The 20,777-nt window shown below is 61.8% G+C and carries 24 protein-coding genes and 1 other RNA gene; 13 read left to right on the top strand and 12 right to left on the bottom strand.

Annotated features, from left to right (window positions below):
* Positions 1-174: 174 nt before the first annotated feature.
* Complete coding sequence (locus J2J98_RS00725) at positions 175-540, bottom strand: helix-turn-helix domain-containing protein (RefSeq protein WP_064707567.1); 366 nt, start codon at positions 538-540, stop codon at positions 175-177.
* Positions 541-898: 358 nt separating this feature from the next.
* Here J2J98_RS00725 and recF point away from each other — a divergent pair, with 358 nt between their 5' ends.
* The 3 genes from recF to J2J98_RS00710 are packed head-to-tail and all read left to right on the top strand — an operon-like array spanning position 899 to position 3,308.
* Complete coding sequence (recF, locus tag J2J98_RS00720) at positions 899-2,023, top strand: DNA replication/repair protein RecF (RefSeq protein ID WP_207602077.1); 1,125 nt, start codon at positions 899-901, stop codon at positions 2,021-2,023.
* A complete protein-coding gene (locus J2J98_RS00715) occupies positions 2,020-2,838 on the top strand; it encodes a molybdopterin-synthase adenylyltransferase MoeB (RefSeq protein ID WP_207602076.1) in 819 nt (272 codons plus the stop codon). The genes recF and J2J98_RS00715 overlap by 4 nt, the downstream gene beginning before the upstream one ends.
* A complete protein-coding gene (locus J2J98_RS00710; protein ID WP_064707564.1) occupies positions 2,835-3,308 on the top strand; it encodes a GNAT family N-acetyltransferase in 474 nt (157 codons plus the stop codon). The genes J2J98_RS00715 and J2J98_RS00710 overlap by 4 nt, the downstream gene beginning before the upstream one ends.
* Before the next feature lie 29 nt (positions 3,309-3,337).
* Here the strand turns inward: J2J98_RS00710 and J2J98_RS00705 are convergent, their stop codons facing one another.
* The gene (locus J2J98_RS00705) at positions 3,338-4,339 is read right to left on the bottom strand and encodes a 2-hydroxyacid dehydrogenase (protein ID WP_207602075.1); all 1,002 of its coding nucleotides are present in this window, start codon (positions 4,337-4,339) and stop codon (positions 3,338-3,340) included.
* Between the two features lie 184 nt (positions 4,340-4,523).
* On the opposite strand from J2J98_RS00705, the gene J2J98_RS00700 reads away from it, so the two are divergent.
* The gene (locus J2J98_RS00700) at positions 4,524-5,063 is read left to right on the top strand and encodes an SH3 domain-containing protein (RefSeq protein WP_207602074.1); all 540 of its coding nucleotides are present in this window, start codon (positions 4,524-4,526) and stop codon (positions 5,061-5,063) included.
* Here the strand turns inward: J2J98_RS00700 and J2J98_RS00695 are convergent.
* Positions 5,056-6,048, bottom strand: coding sequence for an adenosine kinase (locus J2J98_RS00695; protein ID WP_207602073.1), 993 nt, complete (start codon positions 6,046-6,048; stop codon positions 5,056-5,058). The two genes, J2J98_RS00700 and J2J98_RS00695, sit on opposite strands and share 8 nt — an antisense overlap.
* A 421-nt stretch (positions 6,049-6,469) precedes the next feature.
* On the opposite strand from J2J98_RS00695, the gene J2J98_RS00690 reads away from it, so the two are divergent.
* Entirely contained in the window at positions 6,470-7,417 is a 948-nt protein-coding gene (locus J2J98_RS00690) for an AEC family transporter (protein WP_064707561.1), read from the top strand.
* Between the two features lie 69 nt (positions 7,418-7,486).
* On the opposite strand, the gene J2J98_RS00685 is transcribed toward J2J98_RS00690, so the two are convergent.
* Positions 7,487-8,050 carry a c-type cytochrome gene (locus J2J98_RS00685; RefSeq protein WP_064711856.1) on the bottom strand — a complete coding sequence of 188 codons (564 nt, stop codon included), beginning with the start codon at positions 8,048-8,050 and terminating at the stop codon, positions 7,487-7,489.
* A 153-nt stretch (positions 8,051-8,203) separates the two neighbouring features.
* Between J2J98_RS00685 and J2J98_RS00680 the strand changes: the two genes are divergently transcribed.
* Positions 8,204-8,959: a 3-deoxy-manno-octulosonate cytidylyltransferase gene (locus J2J98_RS00680; protein ID WP_207602072.1), complete on the top strand. Its 756-nt coding sequence runs from the start codon at positions 8,204-8,206 to the stop codon at positions 8,957-8,959.
* 12 nt (positions 8,960-8,971) lie between these two features.
* Positions 8,972-9,826, top strand: coding sequence for a prephenate dehydratase (locus J2J98_RS00675; RefSeq protein ID WP_064711858.1), 855 nt, complete (start codon positions 8,972-8,974; stop codon positions 9,824-9,826).
* A gap of 19 nt (positions 9,827-9,845) precedes the next feature.
* On the opposite strand, the gene J2J98_RS00670 is transcribed toward J2J98_RS00675, so the two are convergent.
* The 5 genes from J2J98_RS00670 to J2J98_RS00650 form a co-directional block, all read right to left on the bottom strand.
* A complete protein-coding gene (locus J2J98_RS00670) occupies positions 9,846-10,214 on the bottom strand; it encodes a VOC family protein (protein WP_138394441.1) in 369 nt (122 codons plus the stop codon).
* Between the two features lie 125 nt (positions 10,215-10,339).
* Positions 10,340-10,600: a hypothetical protein gene (locus J2J98_RS00665; protein WP_207602071.1), complete on the bottom strand. Its 261-nt coding sequence runs from the start codon at positions 10,598-10,600 to the stop codon at positions 10,340-10,342.
* A 140-nt stretch (positions 10,601-10,740) separates the two neighbouring features.
* Entirely contained in the window at positions 10,741-11,436 is a 696-nt protein-coding gene (locus tag J2J98_RS00660; protein WP_064707555.1) for a helix-turn-helix transcriptional regulator, read from the bottom strand.
* A 4-nt stretch (positions 11,437-11,440) separates the two neighbouring features.
* The gene (gene nudC / locus J2J98_RS00655; RefSeq protein ID WP_207602070.1) at positions 11,441-12,400 is read right to left on the bottom strand and encodes an NAD(+) diphosphatase; all 960 of its coding nucleotides are present in this window, start codon (positions 12,398-12,400) and stop codon (positions 11,441-11,443) included.
* A complete protein-coding gene (locus J2J98_RS00650; RefSeq protein WP_064707553.1) occupies positions 12,397-12,807 on the bottom strand; it encodes an HIT domain-containing protein in 411 nt (136 codons plus the stop codon). Before J2J98_RS00650 ends, nudC begins: the two co-directional genes overlap by 4 nt.
* An 89-nt stretch (positions 12,808-12,896) precedes the next feature.
* Here J2J98_RS00650 and ffs point away from each other — a divergent pair.
* From ffs to J2J98_RS00635, 3 genes are all read left to right on the top strand, one after another.
* An RNA gene (gene ffs / locus J2J98_RS00645) (signal recognition particle sRNA small type) lies at positions 12,897-12,993 on the top strand.
* A 46-nt stretch (positions 12,994-13,039) separates the two neighbouring features.
* Positions 13,040-14,905: a DNA polymerase III subunit gamma/tau gene (locus J2J98_RS00640; RefSeq protein ID WP_138394445.1), complete on the top strand. Its 1,866-nt coding sequence runs from the start codon at positions 13,040-13,042 to the stop codon at positions 14,903-14,905.
* Between the two features lie 22 nt (positions 14,906-14,927).
* On the top strand, positions 14,928-15,251 hold the full coding sequence (locus J2J98_RS00635) for a YbaB/EbfC family nucleoid-associated protein (RefSeq protein ID WP_004676719.1): 324 nt from the start codon (positions 14,928-14,930) through the stop codon (positions 15,249-15,251).
* 24 nt (positions 15,252-15,275) lie between these two features.
* On the opposite strand, the gene J2J98_RS00630 is transcribed toward J2J98_RS00635, so the two are convergent.
* On the bottom strand, positions 15,276-15,893 hold the full coding sequence (locus tag J2J98_RS00630) for an MOSC domain-containing protein (protein WP_171049217.1): 618 nt from the start codon (positions 15,891-15,893) through the stop codon (positions 15,276-15,278).
* A gap of 57 nt (positions 15,894-15,950) precedes the next feature.
* Here J2J98_RS00630 and recR point away from each other — a divergent pair, with 57 nt between their 5' ends.
* The gene (recR, locus tag J2J98_RS00625; RefSeq protein ID WP_064711863.1) at positions 15,951-16,556 is read left to right on the top strand and encodes a recombination mediator RecR; all 606 of its coding nucleotides are present in this window, start codon (positions 15,951-15,953) and stop codon (positions 16,554-16,556) included.
* Positions 16,557-16,567: 11 nt separating this feature from the next.
* On the top strand, positions 16,568-17,806 hold the full coding sequence (locus tag J2J98_RS00620) for a lytic murein transglycosylase (RefSeq protein ID WP_207602069.1): 1,239 nt from the start codon (positions 16,568-16,570) through the stop codon (positions 17,804-17,806).
* A 6-nt stretch (positions 17,807-17,812) separates the two neighbouring features.
* On the opposite strand, the gene J2J98_RS00615 is transcribed toward J2J98_RS00620, so the two are convergent.
* Together J2J98_RS00615 and J2J98_RS00610 are read right to left on the bottom strand one after the other, a co-directional pair.
* Positions 17,813-18,268 carry a GNAT family N-acetyltransferase gene (locus J2J98_RS00615; RefSeq protein ID WP_207602068.1) on the bottom strand — a complete coding sequence of 152 codons (456 nt, stop codon included), beginning with the start codon at positions 18,266-18,268 and terminating at the stop codon, positions 17,813-17,815.
* Between the two features lie 7 nt (positions 18,269-18,275).
* A complete protein-coding gene (locus J2J98_RS00610; protein ID WP_207602067.1) occupies positions 18,276-19,907 on the bottom strand; it encodes an MFS transporter in 1,632 nt (543 codons plus the stop codon).
* Between the two features lie 244 nt (positions 19,908-20,151).
* Here J2J98_RS00610 and rimP point away from each other — a divergent pair, with 244 nt between their 5' ends.
* A complete protein-coding gene (gene rimP / locus J2J98_RS00605) occupies positions 20,152-20,757 on the top strand; it encodes a ribosome maturation factor RimP (protein WP_207602066.1) in 606 nt (201 codons plus the stop codon).
* The last annotated feature ends 20 nt before the right edge of the window (positions 20,758-20,777 follow it).

The following is a 20,777-nucleotide window of genomic DNA, read 5'->3' as shown; positions in this document are numbered from 1 at the left end:
GACATGCTCTGCCGCATCAGCCCGAAACCGGAAGCGCTTTTTCAAAAGCATGGAGTTAGGGCGTGCCGCGAATGCTGTTTCTACCCTTGTGGATAGGCAGCCCGGCACGGTTCGGACGTCCTCGTAGCTGAACACGTTCTGCCTTCGCAGAGGCAAGCTAACGCTCCGGCGGAGTCAGGCAGCGCTTTCGACCGCTTCGCCACTCATGAGAGTCAGGATGGTCTTGACCGCTGCCTTGCCTGCGGCCGAGTTCAGCTTGTCGTAGCTCAGCGCAAGGGCATAGGCATCAGGGCTGAGTTCGATACGGCCGCCGAATTCCGATATGCCGGTCCCCTCGAAGAGGGCGGAGATCTCGACACCGAGAAATACCGCGATCTGATGCAGCTTGCTGGCGGAAACGCGGTTCGTTCCCTTTTCATATTTCTGGATCTGCTGGAAAGTCAGTCCGAGTGCTTCACCAAGTTCGAGCTGGGAAACACGGCGAATGGCGCGAAGCTGTCTGATGTTGCGACCAACAATGATATCGACCGGATCTGGCACTTCACCACTCTCTTATACATGAACCTTTTGTTCACCATATCGTTTTCGCGAGATAACGCAACCGTCGAGTTGCAAAATTCAACCGGCTTTTTCTGGACTTTACGTTACGTCAGCAGCCGCGGGAGAATCTCGCAGAAACCCTGTTTTTCAGGCGATCCGGGAGTCGTGACGATGGTTGTCGCCGGGAAGGGCGCGCAAATCGGGCGCCTATGGTGCGGTTGTATTTTTTAGGTTCTTGAAAAGGCTGTACCGAAAAGTACCGGAATCGGCCGTGTTTCGGTGCTTCCTGTCAAGCGCGCAAGCTTGCCATCTGCGACGCTTCGGCTTAGCTGTCACGCTTCACGAACCCGGATACGCAATGCCGCATAAGGTTTCTCTTTCGCGTCTGAAGCTGACAGACTTCCGCAACTATGCGGCCGCGAGCCTTAGCCTCGACGGTCGGCATGCCGTGCTGACGGGAGACAATGGCGCCGGCAAGACCAATCTCATGGAAGCGGTCTCGCTGCTTTCGCCCGGCCGCGGCCTGCGCCGAGCGGCCTATGGCGACATCACCCGCGTCGGCGCCGCCGGCGGCTTTTCGATCTTCGCGACGCTTGACGGCATGGAGGGCGAAGTCGAGATCGGAACCGGCGTCGAAACGGGCGAGGAGACCACAGCCCGCCGGCTGCGCATCAACGGCACCCCGGCAAAAACCGCCGACGAATTGACGGATCACCTGCGCCTTCTCTGGCTGACACCGGCGATGGACGGGCTCTTCACCGGCGCCTCCTCCGACCGCCGGCGCTTCCTCGACCGGCTGGTGCTGTCGCTCGATCCCGCTCATGGCCGCCGCGCCAGCGATTTCGAACGCGCCATGCGCAGCCGCAACAGACTGCTCGACGAAGGCCGCTTCGACCCTTCCTGGCTCGCAGGTATCGAAGAACAGATGGCCAGCCTCGGCATCGCCATGGCGCTTGCTCGCCAGGAGATGCTTGGCCTGCTGACCCGGCTGATCGAGGAAACACTGGAGAGCTCGCCTTTCCCTTCGGCCGCGCTGCAGCTCTCAGGCTTCATGGATGGCCAGTTCTCGCGCCCATCGGTCGACCTTGAGGACGACTACGCGGCGATGCTTGCCGAGAGCCGTTACCGCGATGCCGGTGCGAGGCGTACGCTGGATGGGCCGCACCGGGCCGATCTCATCGTTCACCACCGCGAGAAGGCGATGGAAGCGGAGCGCTGCTCTACCGGCGAGCAGAAAGCGCTGCTTGTCGGCCTGGTGCTTGCCCATGCGCGGCTGGTCGGCAATCTCACCGGTCATGCCCCCATCCTGCTGCTCGACGAGATCGCCGCTCATCTCGACGAGAACAGGCGCGCCGCGCTGTTCGACCTCATCGACGGTCTGGGCGGTCAGGCCTTCATGACCGGAACAGATCGGGTAATGTTCTCGGCCCTCGGCGACAGGGCGCAGTTCTTTACGGTTGCGGACGGAAGGGTGGTCGGATGAGGGAGGCCGCTTTTCCCGATGTCGGCAGCCATGCTACCATCGCCGCCATGGAACCTCTCAGCCCTGATGAAATCGCCCGCTATCACCGCCACATCCTGCTCCCCGAAATCGGCGGCGCAGGTCAGCAGAAACTCAAAGCCGCCCGCGTGCTGGTAATCGGCGCCGGCGGGCTCGGAGCGCCGATCCTGCACTACCTCGCCGCAGCCGGTGTCGGCACGCTTGGCATCGTCGACGACGACCGGGTGTCTCTCTCCAATCTGCAGCGGCAGGTGATCCATGATTCCGGCACCATCGGCGAATTGAAGACCGAAAGCGCCGCCTTGGCCATTGCCAGGCTTAACCCGTATGTGCGGCTCATCCGCTTCGAGGAACGCTTTTCTCCGGAGACCGCGCGCCGTCACTTGTCCGGCTTCGATCTCCTGATCGACGGCTCCGATAATTTCGATACGCGTTACGCCGCCGCCGATGCGGCGGAGGTAGCACGCATCCCGCTCGTCACCGGCGCCGTCGGTCGTTTCGACGGTTCGCTGACGGTCCTAAAGCCTTATGAGACGGCCGAGGACGGAACGCCCAACCCCGGCTATCGCGACTTGTTTCCCGAGGCGCCTCCGGCAGGTCTGATACCTACTTGCGCCGAGGCCGGCATCATCGGCGCGCTCACAGGCGTCATCGGCACGATGATGGCTATGGAGGCGATCAAGCTGGTCACCGGCGCCGGCGAGCCGCTGATCGGGCGGCTGCTGCTTTACGACGCGCTCTCGGCCCGGTTCGAAACCGTACGCTATAAGCGCCGCCGCGCCAGGCAGGCTGGATGACGATTACCCGCCTTGATAGGAGCTTCACGCGCTGGGACGAGCTGCTCGCCCTCATCCTCACGGCCTTCGCCCCGATGAACGGCAGGATCGATCCGCCATCTTCGGCGCTCAGGCTGACGGCGGCGGCGCTGGCAGCAAAGGCCGAGGCGGAGATCGGCCATGTCGCCATCGACAATGGCAAATTGACCGGCTGCCTGTTCCTGCGGCCGGAGGCCGATTGTCTCTATGTCGGCAAACTCGCCGTTCTCCCGCAAGCGCAAGGCAAGGGCCTTGGGCGGCGTTTGCTTGAGATCGCCGAGGAGACGGCTGCAGAGCTCGGCCTTGCCGCCTTGCGGCTGGAGACGCGCATCGAACTTGTCGACAATCACGCCGTCTTTGCAGCCTGGGGATTTTCGAGAACCGCGGAGAAGGCGCATCCTGGCTTTACCAGAACGACCTTCATCGAGATGCGGAAGAGCCTTGCTCGCTGACGCTGATCGGCGATTCGCTGACAGACATCTCAACGGCCGGGCAGCACCCGGTTCGGCGGCCTGTGGCCGTCGATGAATGTGCGGATATTGATGATGACCTTGTCCCCCATGTCGATGCGGCCTTCGATCGTCGCCGAGCTCATATGCGGCAGCAGCACGACCTTGCCCTCATTGGCGAGCTTGATGAGCTTCGGGTTGACGGCTGGTTCGTTTTCGAAGACGTCGAGGCCTGCGCCGGCGATCTTGCCCTCCCTCAGGCATTTGATCAGCGCGGTTTCATCGACCACGTCACCGCGCGCCGTGTTGACGAGATAGGCCGTCGGCTGCAGCAGCGCCAAGCGGCGGGCCGAGATCAGATGAAAGGTTGCCGGCGTCGACGGGCAGTTGATGGAAACGATGTCAACGCGGGCCAGCATCTGGTCGAGGCTTTCCCAATAGGTCGCCTCCAGTTCGTCCTCGACCGCCGGATTGACGCGCTTGCGATTATGGTAGTGGATGGAAAGACCGAAAGCCTTGGCGCGGCGCGCCACCGCCGTGCCGATACGCCCCATACCGACGATGCCGACACGCTTGCCGTGAATGCGCCGCCCGAGCATCCAGGTGGGAGACCAGCCAGCCCACTCGCCCGGCTTGTCGGTCAGTACGCGCGCCCCTTCGCCGAGCCGTCTCGGAACCGCAAGAATCAGCGCCATTGTCATGTCGGCGGTGTCCTCGGTCAGGACGTTCGGCGTGTTGGTGACCGTGATACCCTTGCGCGCCGCCGCCTCGACGTCGATATGGTCGGTGCCGTTGGAGAAGCTGGCAATCAGCTTCATCTGCGGTCCCGCCTCTTCGATCAGCGCCGCGTCGATGCGATCGGTGACCGTCGGCACCAGCACGTCGGCGGTCCGGACAGCGGCGATAAGCTCGGAAACGGAGCGCGGCGCGTCGTCGATGTTCAACTCGGCATCGAAGAGCTCCCGCATTCGGGTTTCGACGGCATCCGGCAGCTTGCGGGTGATATAGACCTTCGGTTTTTTCTTCGCTGTCATGGCTGCCTGTGGTGCCTTGTTCAGAGGTCTTTAACCAAGAGGGGTGATAATTTTCCCGTTCCGGGCAATTTCTACCAGACCCGCACGCGAAGACAAACAAAACTCGTGGTGCAGCCGGGGAATGTCAAAGCCCGGACCGCGCGCAGGCCGAGCCTGGCGCGAATTCGAGCAAACGGAAGCCTCCATGCGCAGCAAAGTCCTGAAGTCCTGCCTCGCCCTCGCGATCGCTCTGGCCGCATCCATGGGAACCATAGAATTTGCTCATGCGCAGGCGGCCAAGGGGCCGAGCGGCCTGCCATTGCCACGTTTCGTCACATTGAAATCCAAGCGCGTCAACCTGCGCATCGGCCCGGGAACAGATTTCGCCGTGTCGTGGATGTATCTGAAATCGGGCCTTCCGGTGGAAATCATCCAGGAATACGACAACTGGCGCCGCATCCGTGATGCCGACGGCACTGAGGGCTGGGTCAATCAGTCGCTCCTGTCCGGCCAGCGTGCGGCAATCGCCGCGCCCTGGATGAAAACGAAGGGCAAGGGCGTCTATGTCAATCTGCGCCGCGAGGCGCTACCCTCCGCCTCGGTAGTCGCCAAGCTGGAACCCGGTGTGATGCTGACGATCGGAGAGTGCAATGGCAATTGGTGCCACGCAGAAACCGACGGCGCCGCAGGCTGGGTGGCGCAGTCGGAAATCTGGGGCGCCTATCCCGGCGAAGCCTTCAAATAAGCCCTGCCTGTTTGGCGGCCTCGGAAAGCGAGGTCATCGGGCGCGGGCCGATCTGCTGGATGACGATGCCGGCGGCCAGGCAGCCGAGCTTGCCGCAATCCTCCAGGGATCGTCCCTGCGTGTAGCCATAGAGGAAGCCGGAGGCAAAGAGGTCGCCGGCGCCCGTCGTATCCACAACTTCCCTGATCCGGATCGCATCGACGTAATAACGCTCGCGGCCCTTCAGGATGACGGCGCCGTTCTCGCTCATCGTCACGGCGGCGATCTTGCAGTCTGCGGCAATCCTGTTCAGCGCGTCTTCGAAATCATCGGTCTCATAAAGCGACAGCGCTTCCTGGCGATTGGCAAAGACGATATCGACCTTGCCGGAGCGCATCAGATCAAGGAATTCGCCGCGATAACGGTCGACGCAGAAACTGTCGGACAGCGTCATCGACATTTCCCGGCCGTGTTGATGGGCAATGCGGGCGCAATCAAGAATCGCCTCTTTGGCGCGCGGCGGATCCCAGAGGTAACCTTCGAAATAGGTGACCTTGGCATCGGCAACGACGTCGGCCTCGACATCTTCAGGGCCGAGTTCGACGCAGGCGCCGAGATAGGTATTCATCGAACGCTCGCCATCCTCGGTGACGAAGATCATCGAACGCGCCGTCGGCGGGAAGGTGCCCTTGGGACGGGTCTGGTAATGGACGCCCTGGGCGCGGATGTCATGGGTGAAGATGTCGCCGAGCTGATCTGCGGCGACATTGCCGAAATAGGCGGCCTTGCCGCCGAGGCTCGCAACACCCGCAGCCGTGTTGCCGGCGCTGCCGCCGGAGGCTTCGAGGGCCGGGCCCATGCGCGAATAAAGGAGTTCAGCGCGTTCGGCATCGATAAGGTTCATCGCTGCCTTGGTGATCTGGTTGTCATTGAGGAACTGGTCGTCGCAACGGGCAATGATATCCACGATCGCGTTGCCGACTGTCAGAACATCGAATCTTGTCATGAAATGGGGGGTCCCGGATTTGTGATAGCCGGGGTTCGGTCATAGCGAAATTTCCGCGGTTTGGAAGGATAAATGGTGAATGGCTCAGCTATTCTTCGCAAAAGTGCCGCCTATTTGTCATCTCCGTGTCATTTTTGAAATCTACAAATGCTCGCAAGAACACCGGCATGCGCATCTTTAAGTTGCAGCCGGGCGAGGAGGGATGATCCCTCCGATCTTGCCGGTGCGATGCTGACCACGGATGAACTGGCAGCTTGGTGACCCGGATATCCGGCACGGCCGGAGCGGAAAAGCGGGCACTGCCCGCTTTTTTTGCATTTCGAAGACCTCAGCTGCCAGATGGGGCGGCGCTTGCCTTTTCAACTCAAGCCTTTTGCTGCTAGAGGTCGGATACTCCCCTGCCCGCAGAGCATCCTCCCCCATGTCAGCCATCGTTCTCGACGTCCTTCCCATCTTCATCCTGATCCTCATAGGCTGGGTGATCGTTCGCAGCGGCCTGATGGCCTCGAATGTCGGCGACGCGCTCAGCGAATTTGTCTTCAAGATCGCCGTGCCGCTTCTGCTCTTCCGCACCATAGCCGAGGCGGATTTCCACGGCGCCTCGCCTTTCCGGCTCTGGATCGTCTATTTCTCCGGTGTCGCCATCACCTGGGCCGCTGGCCATATCGCCGCCACCCGCCTGTTCGGCCGCGACGAACGGATTGGAGTGCTGGCCGGCGTTTCCTCTGCCTTCGCTAACAATGTTTTCATCGGACTGCCGCTTGTCGAGCGCACGGTCGGCGACGAAGGGCTGGTAGCCTTGTCGATCCTGCTCGCCGTGCACCTGCCCGTGATGATGGTAGCCGGCACGGTGCTGATGGAGCACGCGGAGCGCAAGATCGCCGGCAAAAGCGACCGGAGCATGATGTTCGTGCTTCGCCAGATCGTCGTCAATCTCATACGCAATCCGCTGGTGATAGGGCTTGCGGCCGGCATGACCATACACCTTTCCGGCCTTACCATGACGGCGACGCTGGCGACGGTGGTCAATCAAGTCGCCGGCATTGCCGGCCCGGCAGCGCTGATCTCGCTCGGCATGGCACTCGAAAAATACGGCGTCTCCGGCAATCTCGGCATCGCCAGCGTCACCTCGGCATGCAAGCTGCTGCTGTTGCCGGGCTGCGTCTGGGCGGCAAGCCGTCTCCTCGGCCTCAGCCCCGAATGGACGGCGGCGATCGTGCTGACCTCCTCCGTGCCGACAGGCGTCAACGCCTGGCTGATCGCCAATCGCTTCGGCGTCGGCCACAGCCTCGCCGCCTCGACGATCTCAGTAACGACGGCGCTCGGCGCAGTCACCGTCTCGCTCTGGGCCTATTTCCTCGGCGCATGAGCAGCTCTGACGACAACAAAAAGCCCGGCTGGCGGCCGGGCTTCCATGTCATGCGCGTATGCTGCCGCCTTACTGCGTCGCGGCGTTCGGATCCGGCAACGGAACCGGCGAATCGGCAAGTGTATGTAGGTAGAGGATGACGTTGGCGCGATCCTGATCCTTCGCCAGCCCGGCAAAGCCCATCGCGGTACCGGGAATGTCCTTCTTCGGCGCCAGCAGGAACTTGTTGAGGAATTCGAAGGTCCATTTTTCGCTGCCGCCCTTGGAAAAATCCTTCATGGCGGAGGAATAGGCGAAGCCTTCATGCGAGGCGATCGGGCGATCTACGACACCAAAGAGGTTCGGACCGACCTTGTTCGGTCCCCCTTTGGTGGAGTCATGACAGGCCTGACACTTCTTGAAGACCACCTCACCGGCCTTGGCATCTGCAGAAGCGAGCAATTGCGCAATCGGAACGGCAGCGGCCGGCGCAGCTTCGCCGCCGGCGGCAGGCGCCTCTTCGGCGACGATCGCGAAACCTTCCTTCTCCGGCGCTTCGGAATGGAAGATCCCCTCGGACGCGATGGAGACCGACATCAGAACGAAAATCGTTCCGAGCAGCGCCCCCACGGCCGTATTGACGTATGAATTCATCTGCAATGCTCCCCTTGCAGCCGGCAGACCAGAACCGGACCATCTTGAAATCGCGCGGAACCTATGTCTTTTGACTGATCGTTGCAACTGTCTAAATGGTCTTATGCGTGAGACTTTTTGACACTTTTCAGCCCGGAATAGAAGGCCCGAGGAATGAGTGATTTAAATTTCGACGACGTGCTCGTACTGATCCCGGCACGGATGGCCTCGACCCGGCTTCCGGGCAAGCCGCTCGCCGACATTTGCGGACTGCCGATGATCGTGCAGGTGGCGATGCGCGCCCGGGAGGCTGCCATCGGCCGCGTGGTCGTCGCCGTCGATGACCAACAGGTATTCGACACCGTGGCCGCCGCCGGCTTCGAAGTCGTCATGACGCGCATCGATCACCAATCGGGTTCCGACCGTATCTTCGAGGCGTTGACCAAGGTCGATCCTGATGGAAAGGCGAAAATCATTGTCAACGTCCAGGGCGATTTGCCGACGATTGATCCGCAAACCGTACGGGCGGCTTTGCGCCCTCTCAGGAACGAGGCAGTCGATATTGGCACGCTAACGACCGAAATCGACAATGAGGAAGACAAGACCGCGCCGCAGATCGTCAAGGTCGTCGGTTCGCCCGTCTCCGACACCCGTCTGCACGCGCTCTATTTTACCCGCACCACCGCACCCTACGGAAGCGGACCACTCTACCATCATATTGGACTTTACGCGTATCGGCGCTCGGCGCTTGAACGGTTCGTCTCGCTCAGCCCGTCGACGCTCGAAAAGCGCGAATCTCTGGAGCAGCTGCGGGCGCTGGAAGCCGGCATGCGTATAGATGCCGAGATCGTTGACACGGTTCCGCTCGGTGTCGATACTCCCGCCGACCTCGAAAAGGCACGGCGCATCCTCTCCGCAAAGTCGAACTGACGGAATCACCCCATGAACATCAAGACCAACAGGATCGCCTTCCAGGGTGAATTCGGCGCCAATTCCGACATGGCCTGCCGTGACATGTTTCCGACCATGGAGCCGCTGCCCTGCCAGACTTTCGAGGATGCGTTCACCGCGGTCGACAATGGTGATGCCGATATCGCGATGATCCCGATCGAAAACACGATTGCCGGGCGCGTCGCCGATATCCACCATCTGCTGCCGGAATCGCGGCTGCACATCATCGGCGAATATTTCATGCCGATCCGCTTTCAGCTGATGGTGCTTCCGGGAGTAACCAAGGACGAGATCCGCACGGTACACAGCCACATCCATGCGCTCGGCCAGTGCCGCAAGATCGTGCGTGCCCACGGCTGGAAGCCCGTGATCGCCGGCGATACGGCGGGGGCGGCAAAGCTGGTCAAGGAAACCGGCGATCGCTCGATGGCGGCGCTTGCGCCGCGGCTTGCCGCCGATCTCTACGGACTGGAGATCGTCGCCGAAAATGTCGAGGATACGGAAAACAACGTCACCCGTTTCGTCATCCTGTCCCGCGACGAGGAATGGGCGCAGCGGAGCTCGGCGGAGGAAAAGGTCGTCACCACCTTCGTCTTCAACGTCCGCAACATTCCGGCCGCGCTCTACAAGGCGCTCGGCGGTTTTGCCACCAACAATATCAACATGACGAAGCTGGAGAGCTATCAGCTCGGCGGAAAATTCGTCGCGACGCAATTCTACGCCGATATCGAAGGCCATCCGAACGACCCGAATGTTCGCCGGGCATTGGAGGAACTGCGCTTCTTCTCCGAAAAGGTGCGAATCCTCGGCGTCTACAAGGGGCATGCGATGCGAGGCCTGCTTTAACAGACCTCGCGCTCTGGCATTACTTGTCCGGCTCGCAGACACGCAGCCGATGCCCGTCCGGATCGAGCACGACGAAGGTCGGGCCGAAATCAAGCTCGGTTAATTCCTGGGCGATCGGCAAGCCGCGCTGACGCCAGTCCTCATATTGCTTGGCGACGGCATTTTCCCCGTTCACCATGAAGGCTACCTCGCCTCGGTTGCCGATGGCCGACGGCTGCGGCTCGACCTTGCTGCGCCGCCAAAGGCCAAGGGTGAAGCCGCCATCGAGCGGAAAGGCGACGAAATTCGGCGCCTCGACGGCCGGTTCGCGGTTCAATAGATTGCGGTAGAAGCTCGCACTCTCCGCCGGGTCCTTGACGTAGAGAATGATGAGGTTCGGGCTGGTCATATCGGTTCTCCCCTTACTGATAAAAACATGCGTAGGACGATCTTCTGCTGACAATTCGTGGCAGCAGGATAGGGAGGCGCAGCAATAACTGCGCCCATTCTCGTCGGGCGGATTGTTGAGGCGGATTAGAGCGGGAAACGGTTCCCGCGGCGCGGGTCGCGTCCATCGATGAAACCGAGGTCGCGCTTGCGGCAATCCGGTGCTGCCTCGATATCGAGGCTGGTGTGGTTTGCACTGCGAATCCGAAAGACGTTCATGACCCGGCGCAGAAGCCCGGAGTGCCCGGACTGCCCGACATCGGCGAAAGTTTCAGCCGAGATGACATCGGCAAAGGTGTCAACTGCAAAACGGTCGCCGGCTTGCTGGAACACTGGAGACGTTGCCATGATCAGTACTCCTTCCCTGGCGCATCGGCACGATGCGCTGAACCTGGATGCTACAGCGTCCTGCGTCTAAAGAGGCGCGACGCTGTAGTGGATTGAGGCTAATCATAGCTCCAACTACTGACAGTTTATGGCAGCAGCATTCACCTCTCGATCGGCACGTCCTGCGTCTCGCGCCATTCCTTGAGGAGCACCGTGCGGCGGCGCGGATAGCGAACGTCGTGCAACGCCATGTCGATGATGCGGTCGGTGCGGAAATGGCGAAAATCCTGGCGCAGCTCGCACCAGGCCATCAGCACGCGCACATGCTCAAAATAGCCGAGTGCGAAAGGCCAGACGCGGCGCCGCGAGATGCGGCCCTGCTCGTCACCATAATGCAGTTCGAGGATACGCTCCAGGCGGATGGCCTTGCGGATGGCCGAGACATCGGCACTGTCTTCGTCCCGACGTTTGGGGCCGACGAAGAGGGCTGCCGAATCGATCATCTCGCGCATATCGGCCGGCAGCACGGCAGCGATCTTGGCCAGCGCGTCGGCGCCGGCGCCGGCAAGGCGCGGCTCGGCGGCGCGAGCGACCCAGCGCGAGCCAAGCACCAGTGCTTCCAGCTCTTCTTCGGAAAACATCATCGGCGGCAGCATGAAGCCTGGCTTCAGCACGTAGCCGATGCCGGCTTCGCCTTCGATCATCGCACCTTGAGCCTGCAGGCTGGCAATATCGCGATAGAGCGTGCGCAGGCTGACGCCGGTTTCCTGGGCAAGAACAGTTCCAGTCACCGGCCTGCGATAACGCCGAAGCGTCTGGAGCAGCGTCAGCAGCCGTTCCGAACGGGCGACAGGCATGGCACTAGCGCTTCCACTCCACCCAGTCGCGCATCAGGCGGTGGGCGATCGCACCTTTCGGCGGCGAGGCCTTGCCGTTGGCGCCTGGGCGCTCGAGCATCTCAAGCGTCTCCTCGCGAGTGAACCAGCGGCAATCCTCCAATTCGGTCTCATCGCGCTTGATCTCGGTGGACTTCGCCTCGGCGTAACAGCCGATCATCAGCGAATGCGGCATCGGCCAGGGCTGCGACGCATGATAGCGGACACGGCCGGTGCGGATGCCGGATTCCTCAAGCGTCTCGCGGCGCACGGCGCTCTCGATGGTCTCGCCGGGCTCGACGAAGCCGGCAAGACAGGAATACATGCCGGGGGCGAAATGCGGGCTGCGTCCGAGCAGGCAGAGATCGCGCGTCTCATCGATCGTCAGCATGATGACAACAGGATCGGTACGGGGGAAGATCATGTGCTCGCAGGCGGTGCAGACGCGCTTGTAGCCGCCGATATGGATCTCCATCGCCGCGCCGCAGCGGCCGCAGAAGCGGTTGTCGCCGTTCCAGCGGATGAGGCTTGCGGCCTGGGCGAATTCTCCGAGCAGCACCTCGTCGATCAGCATCTCGCGAAACAGGGTGCGGCCATCCGCCGGCTTATATTGGCTGGCAAGGTCGTCGACACCGACGCCGACGGGAACGGCAAGGCGCGGCTCGCCCGTTTTGCGGTAGCCTAACAGCACCGTCTCGTCCCAATTCGGCCGAAGCTCCTGCAGCTCGTAGCGGGCAAAGAGCGGATCGAGCACCTGGCCGTCATGCTTCAGCACCAGCCTGTCGTTCGCGAAAGCGAAGATATGCGTGCCTTCCCTCGCCAGCGCCCTTTCGACGGAGTGTTCGTCGCGATGTTCGGAATCGCGGTTGAGGTCATTGGCTGCAAAAGCAGTGAGATTGCTGGGTTCCGGATGCGGCACATCCGAATCGAAAAGCGAATGACTCATGATGAAAGGGCTTCCCGCAGCTTTGCTGTCAATTCGTCTCTCTTTGCGTCCTCGTAGGGCTCTGCCCGCCCGAAGCCCCAGACGGGGCCTGGCCAATTGGCGTCGCCTTCGAAGCGGGCAATGACATGAACATGAAGCTGGCGGACGACATTGCCAAGAGCCCCGACATTGATTTTTGTCGCCCCGGTAATCTTCTTGAGCGCATTTGCGACCAGCTCCGTCTCGAAGGCGAGCAGCACCTGGTCGAGCGGCGTCAGTTCGAAGATTTCGGTGATGTCAGCCCGGCGCGGCACAAGAATGAGCCAGGGCCAGCGGGCGTCCTTGGACAATCTGAGATCACAGAGACCGGTGACCATGATGCTGACGCTGTCGTTTTCCAGCCGGGGGTCGAGCTCGAAGGCGTTCAAGGGACAATCTCCTCGTGTTTTCCAAGGACTAGCAGTTTTTTATCATGTTGGCTTGCTTTTGATGACGATATTGCCGATATGTGCATCCGGGAGGTTGGTGGTGGACGAGCCACTCGCCAACCGGGTCAGGTCCGGAAGGAAGCAGCCCTAACGAGCCCGGCACGGGTCATCGTGCCAGCCTCCCACCTTCTCTCCACGAAATGCCTGACAATTCCGGGCGACAAGCAGGGCGATGAGCGATACCGAGCGACAATCAAAAGATGCCGCCTCGACGGGCACCGGATACCGGGTGCTGGCTCGCAAATACCGCCCCAAGGATTTTACGGACCTGATGGTCGGCCAGGAGCCGATGGTCCGCACACTCACCAACGCCTTCGAGACCGGCCGCATCGCGCAAGCCTATATGCTGACCGGGGTGCGCGGCGTCGGCAAGACGACGACGGCGCGCATCCTGGCGCGGGCGCTGAACTACAAGACAGCAGATGTCGATAAGCCGACGATCGACCTGCGTGTGCCGGGCGAGCACTGCCAGGCGATCATGGAAGGCCGGCATGTCGACGTGATCGAAATGGATGCCGCTTCGCACACCGGCATCGACGATATAAGAGAGATCATCGAGCAAGTGCGCTATCGGCCGGTTTCGGCGCGCTACAAGGTTTACATCATCGACGAAGTGCATATGCTGTCGACCCAGGCCTTCAACGGTCTCTTGAAGACCCTGGAAGAGCCGCCGGAGCATGTGAAGTTCATCTTCGCCACCACCGAAATCCGCAAGGTGCCGATCACCGTGCTGTCGCGCTGCCAGCGCTTCGACCTGCGCCGCATCAGCGCGTCGGATCTCGTCGGGCTGTTTACGACGATCGCGGCCAAGGAAGGCATCGAGGCGGAACCGGATGCGCTGGCGATGATCGCGCGCGCCGCCGAAGGCTCTGCCCGCGACGGCCTGTCGCTGCTCGATCAGGCGATCGCGCATGGCGCGGGCGCCGTGCAGGCGGAAGCCGTGCGCGGCATGCTCGGCCTTGCCGACCGCGCCCGGATCGTCGATCTCTTCCAGCATATCGTCAAAGGCGACGTCGCCGCCGCGCTCGGTGAATTCCAGAACCAGTACGAGGCCGGCGCCAATCCGGTGGTCGTGCTCACCGATCTCGCCGATTTCACGCATCTGGTGACGCGCCTTAAATATGTGCCGGATGCGGCAAACGACCCATCGCTGAGCGAAATCGAGCGTACCAAGGCGGCGGAATTCGCCAGGGGTGTTGCGGTGACGACGCTGTCGCGCATCTGGCAGATGCTGCTGAAGGGCATCCCTGAAACGGAAAGCTCGTCGCGCACCGCCGGTGCTGCCGAAATGGTGCTGATCCGGCTTGCTCATGCAGCCCATTTGCCGGCGCCCGAGGATGCGGCACGGCGGCTTGCCGAATTTTCTGGCGACAATGCCGGCCAGCGGCCCTCCTCGCCCTCCGGCAGTGGCGGCGGCAATGGCACGCGGGTTCCCTATCAGAGCAGTGTCGCGGCACGCGCGCCGGAGCCGACACCACGACCGCAGCCCTCGGGACCGACCGCGATGCTGCGCGCCGTGCCCAATCCGGAGCCGCAGACGATCGGCCGCACCGAGGCCAAGGCCGCAGAGGCTGCGAAGCCGCTCGTCTCTATCAATTCCATCGGCGATATCGTCGACCTCGCCAGCGAAAAGCGCGATGTCAAGCTGAAGGCGCTGGTACGCAACTTCGTGCGGCCGGTGCGCCTTGAGACCGGGCGGCTTGATGTCAACCTTACCGAAGGCGCCCCGAACACGCTGCTCAACGAGCTCGCCGTCAAACTCAAGGAATGGACTGGGATCCACTGGATCGTCAGCACCAGCCGCGAGGAAGGCGGGCCGACGATGGTGGAAGCAGAGGCGAGGACCCGTGAACAGCAGGTCATCGACGCCCGCCAGGATCCCGACGTGGCGGCGATCCTGGCGCATTTTCCGGGTGCGAAAATCATCGACGTGCGCGTGCGGGCGCCCGAGCCGGAAGAGGAAGGCGAGGCGAAGCCGCCGGCCGCCGCCGAATCAGAGGAAGGTGACATCCTGCCTGGCGACGACATAGAATTCTGACGTTTCAAGAAGGAGCGAGAAGATGCGCGACATCATGGGCATGATGGGCAAAGTCAAGGAAATGCAAGCCAAGATGGAGCAGATGCAGGCGGAGATCGCCGAGCTCACGGCTGAAGGCAAGGCCGGCGGCGGCCTCGTCACCGTCGTCATCTCCGGCAAGGGCGAACTCAAGAGCCTGAAGATCGACCCGTCGCTCTTCAAGGAAGACGATGTCGAGATCCTCGAGGATCTCATCGTCGCCGCCCACAAGGACGCCAAGGACAAGGCCGAGGCGCTCGCCGCCGAAAAGACCAAGGCGCTCACTGCCGGTCTGCCGATCCCGCCCGGCTTCAAGCTGCCGTTTTAATAGCAGGCAGGCGATCTGGTATTCTCAGCGCGGAGCTTCCAGGATTGCCCGCAGCTTATAGTGAATAGGAGCAGCGAGATATCGCGTCCGGTCTGGCTCCGAAAGCCGTCGGCCGAAAGTTTCCATCAGTTCCGGCATCGTCACCTTGCCTCCAGGAAAAGCCTGGTATTCGATCGGCGTTCCGACCTCGGCCACTCCGCCGCGGATGACGCGGCAATAGATGCCGGGACGGGCGGCCACGGTGTATCGTTTGACGAATTTCGGATCGGACATCCTGGCGGCGAAGGTCGCGCAGGGGATGCGGCACGCTGTGGCTTCGAGGATGAGATCGCCTGATATGAACCGGTCGCCGACGCAGACATCGCGATTGTCGAGGCCTGAGATCACCATGTTTTCGCCGAAGGTGCCGGGCTCGTACGGCCGGCCGAGTTCGCTGGCCCACCAGTCGAGCGTCAGCGATCCCTCGACATAAACCGCCTGATCAACGCCGCCATGGTGCTTGCGATTGCAGATCGCATCGCCGACCAGCCCCTGGGCATCTATCACCACCGCACCATTGACGGCCCGCTTGAAGATGCCGGTTTTGTAGCTCTTGCCAGGCAGCCTTTCCGGATTGCCGATACAGAGTGCCAGGATTTTCATGGGGCAGCCGATCCTTCCGCGATTCCGTTTTCGTTCCATATCAGTTAAGAACGGCGCATGGCAAAACGAGTCACCGGCCCCGAAATCGAAAAACTCATCCAGCTTCTGGCGAAGGTGCCGGGCCTCGGGCCGCGCTCGGCCCGCCGGGCGGCTTTGCATCTGATCAAGAAGAAGGACCAGCTGCTCGGCCCGCTGTCGAATGCGATGGGCGAAGCCTATGACAAGGTGAAGATCTGCTCGCGCTGCGGCAATGTCGACACCGTCGATCCCTGCACCGTCTGCACCGACACGCAGCGCGATCAATCCGTCATCATCGTCGTCGAGGACGTTTCGGATCTCTGGGCGCTGGAGCGGGCAGCCGCGATGAACGCCGCCTATCACGTGCTCGGCGGCACGCTGTCGCCGCTCGACGGGATCGGGCCCGATGATCTCAATATCCGTGGGCTGATCGACCGGATCGGCGAAGGCGGCATCCGCGAACTGATCATCGCCGTCAATGCCACCGTCGAGGGACAGACGACGGCGCATTACATCACCGATCAGCTGCAGGGGCTCGATGTGAAGATCACACGGCTGGCGCACGGCGTGCCGGTTGGCGGTGAACTCGATTATCTCGATGAGGGCACGCTTGCGGCGGCGCTGCGGGCGCGGACAGTGATATGAGGGGATTGCATATGCTGCGAATAGTCGCGCTCGCCGTAACAGCCGCTTTCCTCCCCCTCCCCTCCCACGCAGCCCCTTCGAAAGCCGATGTCGAGGCGCAATTCGAACAATGGGTGCAGAGCGACCTCTGGCCCGAGGCGAAGGCGGGCGGTGTCTCCGAGAAGACCTTCAGGGCGGCCTTCTCTGACATCAGGCTGAACTGGAATCTGCCGGATCTCGCCCCGCCGGGTTTCCCGCCGCCGAAGGAGCAGAAGCAGACGCAGGCCGAATTCTCCTCGCCCGGTCCCTATTTCAACGAGGACCAGCTGAAGAAGCTCGCCTTGACGGGGCGCGGCTTTGCCGCACAATATAGCTCGACGCTGAAGCGGATCGAGAAGACCTATGGAGTGCCCGGCCCGATCGTGCTTGCCATCTGGGGCCGCGAAACGGGCTTCGGAGCCGCGAAAATCCCGAATTCGGCGATCGAAGTGCTGGCGACCAAGGCATTCATGTCGACGCGCAAGGAGATGTTCCGCACCGAGCTGGTGGCAGCACTCCATATTCTCGACGGGGGTGACGTCACGCCTGCCGATTTCAAGAGCTCATGGGCCGGCGCGCTCGGCCAGCCGCAATTCATGCCGACAAGCTATCTCAAATATGCGGTGGATTTCGACGGCGACGGCCACCGCAACATCTGGACCTCGGTGCCGGATACGCTCGCTTCGATTGCGAATTATCTGGTCAAGAAGGGCTGGCAGCGCGATCGTGACTGGGGCTTCGAAGTGTCGATACCGCAAGAGGTCTCCTGCGCGCAGGAGGGACCTGATCTCGCAAAGCCGCTTTCTCACTGGGCCTCGCTCGGCATCGAGCGCATCTCCGGCAAGGCCTTTCCCGCAGGTGAGATGAAGGCGCAAGGCATGATGCTTGTTCCGGCCGGCCGCGACGGGCCGGAATTCATCGTCACGCCGAATTTCTACATCATCAAGGAGTATAACAACTCAGATCTCTATGCGCTTTATATCGGCAATCTCGCGGACCGGATCGGCTCTAACGGCGGCGCCTTCGAAGGCAGGTGGGGCGATGTCGGCAAGATGCTGCGTTCGGACGTCGCCGCCATGCAGAAGGCGCTGGAGCGGCAGGGCTATGACGTCGGCGGTTCCGACGGATTGCCCGGCTACAAGACGCGGCGCTCGATCGGCCAATGGCAGGCGAAGAACGGCATGAAGCCGACCTGCTTTCCCGAAGCCGCCATGAAGGGCAAGCTGAAATAGCGGGCCTCAGAGGTTGCGCTTCAGCCCTTCGTGGCTGGCGACGAAACCGAGCTTCTCGTAGAAGCGGATCGAGTCTTTCCGCGTCTTGTCGGATGTCAGCTGCACGAGGCCGCAGCCGCGCTCGATACTTTGGGCAAGCGCCCATTCGATGAACTGTGCGCCGAGGCCCGATCCGCGACACTCTCTTGCGATGCGCACGCTTTCGATCTGACCGCGCCACATGCCGGTCCGGGAGAGGCCGGGAAGAAAGCTCAGATGCAGGCAGCCGACGACCTGGTCGGTCGCATCGGTCGCGACAGCCAGCAGCTGGTTGGCATCCGCCTCGATCGCGGCGAAGGCCGAGAGATAACGTGCATCGACGGGATCGGAGACGATTTCCCTGGCGCCGCCGAGATCATCGTCGGCCAGAAGCCGTACGATGGCAGCAAGATCGGATAGGCGGGCAAGCCTGAAACTGTGCATGACTCTCTCAATGATGCAGATCGATCGGCGCCTTATGGAAGACATCGTCGCCTGGCGGGATCGCCTGGCGCTCGATCATTCGGTGAACATGGGGCGGACCTTTGCCGCGGTGGAGCGCGCGCAGCCTGTCGATGTTTTCGGCATCGGCCTGCGTGCGCCGTTGGTTGTGTCTGATATATTCGACCCAGGTCGGCGTATGGTAGGTCTCCGTCCACAGCCCGGGATTTTCGAGATCGCGCATCAGCGCCCAGTTGCGGGCGCCGTCGCGGATGCGGATGCGGCGGCGCTCACCCATCAGCACCATGAATTCCGCAAGATCGTCGTCGGCAATCTCGTAATCGACCTGGATGACGATCGGGCCGCTACGCGGCGTGATGTCGAGGCTGAGCGCCGGCGCGGTGAAGCGGTTCAAGGGATCGAGATTGAGCGAAGCGAAGGCTGGCATCGAAAAACGCAGGCCGATCGCAACGCCGAGCAGCATGACCACTGATGACATCAGCAGCGCATCGGCGACGCCATAGCGATCAGCGGCCACACCCCAAAGCCAGCTGCCGCCGGCAATGCCGCCGAAGGTGACGGTCTGGTAGAGCGACAGCGCCCGGCCCACCACCCAGCGCGGCGTCGACAGCTGGACGATGGTGTTGAAAAGCGACAGCGCCGAGACCCAGCAGGCGCCCGAGACGAGCAGCCCGGCGGAGGTCAGGACGGCGCTCGGACTGACGGCGGCGATGACGGCGCTCAGCGCAAAGCCAGCGAAGGCCAGCCGGATGATCGTCTCGCTGGACAGCATCTGGCGAAGCCTCGCATTCAGAACAGCGCCTCCGATCGCGCCGACGCCGAAGGCGCCAAGCATGAAGCCATAGGTCAGCGGGCCGCCGGCAACGAGATCGAGCGCCACGACCGGCAGCAGCGCCAGGATGGAACTGGCGCCGATGCCGAAGATCAGGCCCCTGGCGAGAACCTTTTCGAGATTGGGCGACATGGAGACATAACGCAGGCCCGCGAAGACAGCGCTGCCCAGCGCTTCGCGCGGCAGGGTCGAGACTGGCATATTCGGCCGCCAGCGCAGCAGGGCATAGATCAAAGGAAAATAACTCACGGTGTTCACCGCGAAGGCCGCGGCCGCGCCGGCTGCCGCCACGATGACGCCGCCGATCGCCGGGCCGACGCTGCGGGTGATGTTGAAGCCCATGCTGTTCAGCGTGACCGCGCCCGGCAGATCGGTCCGCGGCACCATATCGCCGACTGAGGCCTGCCATGAGGGATTGTTGAGCGCAGTGCCGCAGCCGATCAGAAAGGTGAAGAACAGGAGCAGCCAGGGGGTGACCAAGCCGAGAAGGGCGGTGGCCGTCAGCAAGGCCGAAACCGTCAGCATCATGCACTGGGCCGTCAGCATGACCCGGCGGCGATCAAAATTATCGGCCAACGCCCCCGATATCAGCGAAAACAGCATGATCGGCAGCGCCGTCGAGGTCTGCACCAGCGCGACCATATCCTCAGAGGTGGTGATCGTCGTCATCATCCATGCAGCACCCACCGCCTGGATCAGGCCGCCGAAATTCGAGGAAAGGCTGGCGAACCAGATGGTGCGGTAGGTATCGTGCCGCAAGGGCGCCAGTGTCGACGAGGTATAGCCCACGATGTCTCCCGCTTTTGTTATTGTGCGCCAACGGCAATATATGCGGAAGATGATCGCTGGCCATAGGCCTTCCCCTCGCCCGGCATGAATCGGCGGAATTGGTCGAAGACCTTGCAATTTCGGAAAAACCCGACTATATGGCTCTCAAATTCTTGATCGCTTGATGAAGAGTGGGCCGCAAGGACCCGCTCTTTTTTATTAGCGCGATCGCCTGGACAGCAGGAAATTGCGAGGAGCGCACCGCTTGTCGGACATGACAAACGCAGACAACGAACTTGAGCCGCGACTGATTACCGAAACCGGGCTCGACCTGCGTCTTGCCGATATCATCGAACCCGTGCTTGTCGGCATGGGATTCCGGCTCATCCGTGTGCGCATGCTGAACCAGAACGGCATGACGATGCAGGTCATGGCCGAGCGCAATGACGGCACGATGACGGTTCAGGACTGCGAAGAGGTCTCGATGGCGATTTCTCCGGTCCTCGATGTGGAAGATCCAATCGATAAAGAGTATCATCTTGAGGTGTCCTCGCCCGGCATCGACCGTCCGATGGTGCGGAAATCCGATTTTGTCCGCTGGCAAGGTCACCTAGTGAAATGCGAGACGTCGATCATGATCGGCAACCGCAAGCGCTTCCGCGGCAAGATCGTCGAAGCCGACGCTGATGGATTCACGCTGGAGCGTGACCAGGTTACCTATGGAGAAGAGCTGAACGTCACCATCCCCTTCACGGCGCTTAGCGATGCGAAGCTCATTCTCACCGACGATCTGATCCGCGATGCATTGCGCGCCGACAAGCTGGCGAAAGCGCAGGCCGCGAACCAGAACGAAGCAGACGACCAGGAATAACCGATCAATAGACCGCTGCA

The sequence above is a fragment of the Rhizobium bangladeshense genome, from assembly GCF_017357245.1.
GTDB classification, from domain to species: Bacteria; Pseudomonadota; Alphaproteobacteria; order Rhizobiales; family Rhizobiaceae; genus Rhizobium; species Rhizobium bangladeshense.
Note: the sequence above shows the minus strand (reverse complement) of the source record. Positions and strands in the feature narration are given on the sequence as shown.

Excerpts from the sequence above, each read along its gene's own strand:
- recF (WP_207602077.1), top strand. The coding sequence starts at position 899 with ATGCCGCATAAGGTTTCTCTTTCGCGTCTGAAGCTGACAGACTTCCGC.
- J2J98_RS00715 (WP_207602076.1), top strand. The coding sequence starts at position 2,020 with ATGAGGGAGGCCGCTTTTCCCGATGTCGGCAGCCATGCTACCATCGCC.
- J2J98_RS00710 (WP_064707564.1), top strand. The coding sequence starts at position 2,835 with ATGACGATTACCCGCCTTGATAGGAGCTTCACGCGCTGGGACGAGCTG.
- J2J98_RS00705 (WP_207602075.1), bottom strand. The coding sequence starts at position 4,339 with ATGACAGCGAAGAAAAAACCGAAGGTCTATATCACCCGCAAGCTGCCG.
- J2J98_RS00700 (WP_207602074.1), top strand. The coding sequence starts at position 4,524 with ATGCGCAGCAAAGTCCTGAAGTCCTGCCTCGCCCTCGCGATCGCTCTG.
- J2J98_RS00695 (WP_207602073.1), bottom strand. The coding sequence starts at position 6,048 with ATGACAAGATTCGATGTTCTGACAGTCGGCAACGCGATCGTGGATATC.
- J2J98_RS00690 (WP_064707561.1), top strand. The coding sequence starts at position 6,470 with ATGTCAGCCATCGTTCTCGACGTCCTTCCCATCTTCATCCTGATCCTC.
- J2J98_RS00685 (WP_064711856.1), bottom strand. The coding sequence starts at position 8,050 with ATGAATTCATACGTCAATACGGCCGTGGGGGCGCTGCTCGGAACGATT.
- J2J98_RS00680 (WP_207602072.1), top strand. The coding sequence starts at position 8,204 with ATGAGTGATTTAAATTTCGACGACGTGCTCGTACTGATCCCGGCACGG.
- J2J98_RS00675 (WP_064711858.1), top strand. The coding sequence starts at position 8,972 with ATGAACATCAAGACCAACAGGATCGCCTTCCAGGGTGAATTCGGCGCC.
- J2J98_RS00670 (WP_138394441.1), bottom strand. The coding sequence starts at position 10,214 with ATGACCAGCCCGAACCTCATCATTCTCTACGTCAAGGACCCGGCGGAG.
- J2J98_RS00665 (WP_207602071.1), bottom strand. The coding sequence starts at position 10,600 with ATGGCAACGTCTCCAGTGTTCCAGCAAGCCGGCGACCGTTTTGCAGTT.
- J2J98_RS00660 (WP_064707555.1), bottom strand. The coding sequence starts at position 11,436 with ATGCCTGTCGCCCGTTCGGAACGGCTGCTGACGCTGCTCCAGACGCTT.
- nudC (WP_207602070.1), bottom strand. The coding sequence starts at position 12,400 with ATGAGTCATTCGCTTTTCGATTCGGATGTGCCGCATCCGGAACCCAGC.
- J2J98_RS00640 (WP_138394445.1), top strand. The coding sequence starts at position 13,040 with ATGAGCGATACCGAGCGACAATCAAAAGATGCCGCCTCGACGGGCACC.
- J2J98_RS00635 (WP_004676719.1), top strand. The coding sequence starts at position 14,928 with ATGCGCGACATCATGGGCATGATGGGCAAAGTCAAGGAAATGCAAGCC.
- J2J98_RS00630 (WP_171049217.1), bottom strand. The coding sequence starts at position 15,893 with ATGAAAATCCTGGCACTCTGTATCGGCAATCCGGAAAGGCTGCCTGGC.
- recR (WP_064711863.1), top strand. The coding sequence starts at position 15,951 with ATGGCAAAACGAGTCACCGGCCCCGAAATCGAAAAACTCATCCAGCTT.
- J2J98_RS00620 (WP_207602069.1), top strand. The coding sequence starts at position 16,568 with ATGCTGCGAATAGTCGCGCTCGCCGTAACAGCCGCTTTCCTCCCCCTC.
- J2J98_RS00615 (WP_207602068.1), bottom strand. The coding sequence starts at position 18,268 with ATGCACAGTTTCAGGCTTGCCCGCCTATCCGATCTTGCTGCCATCGTA.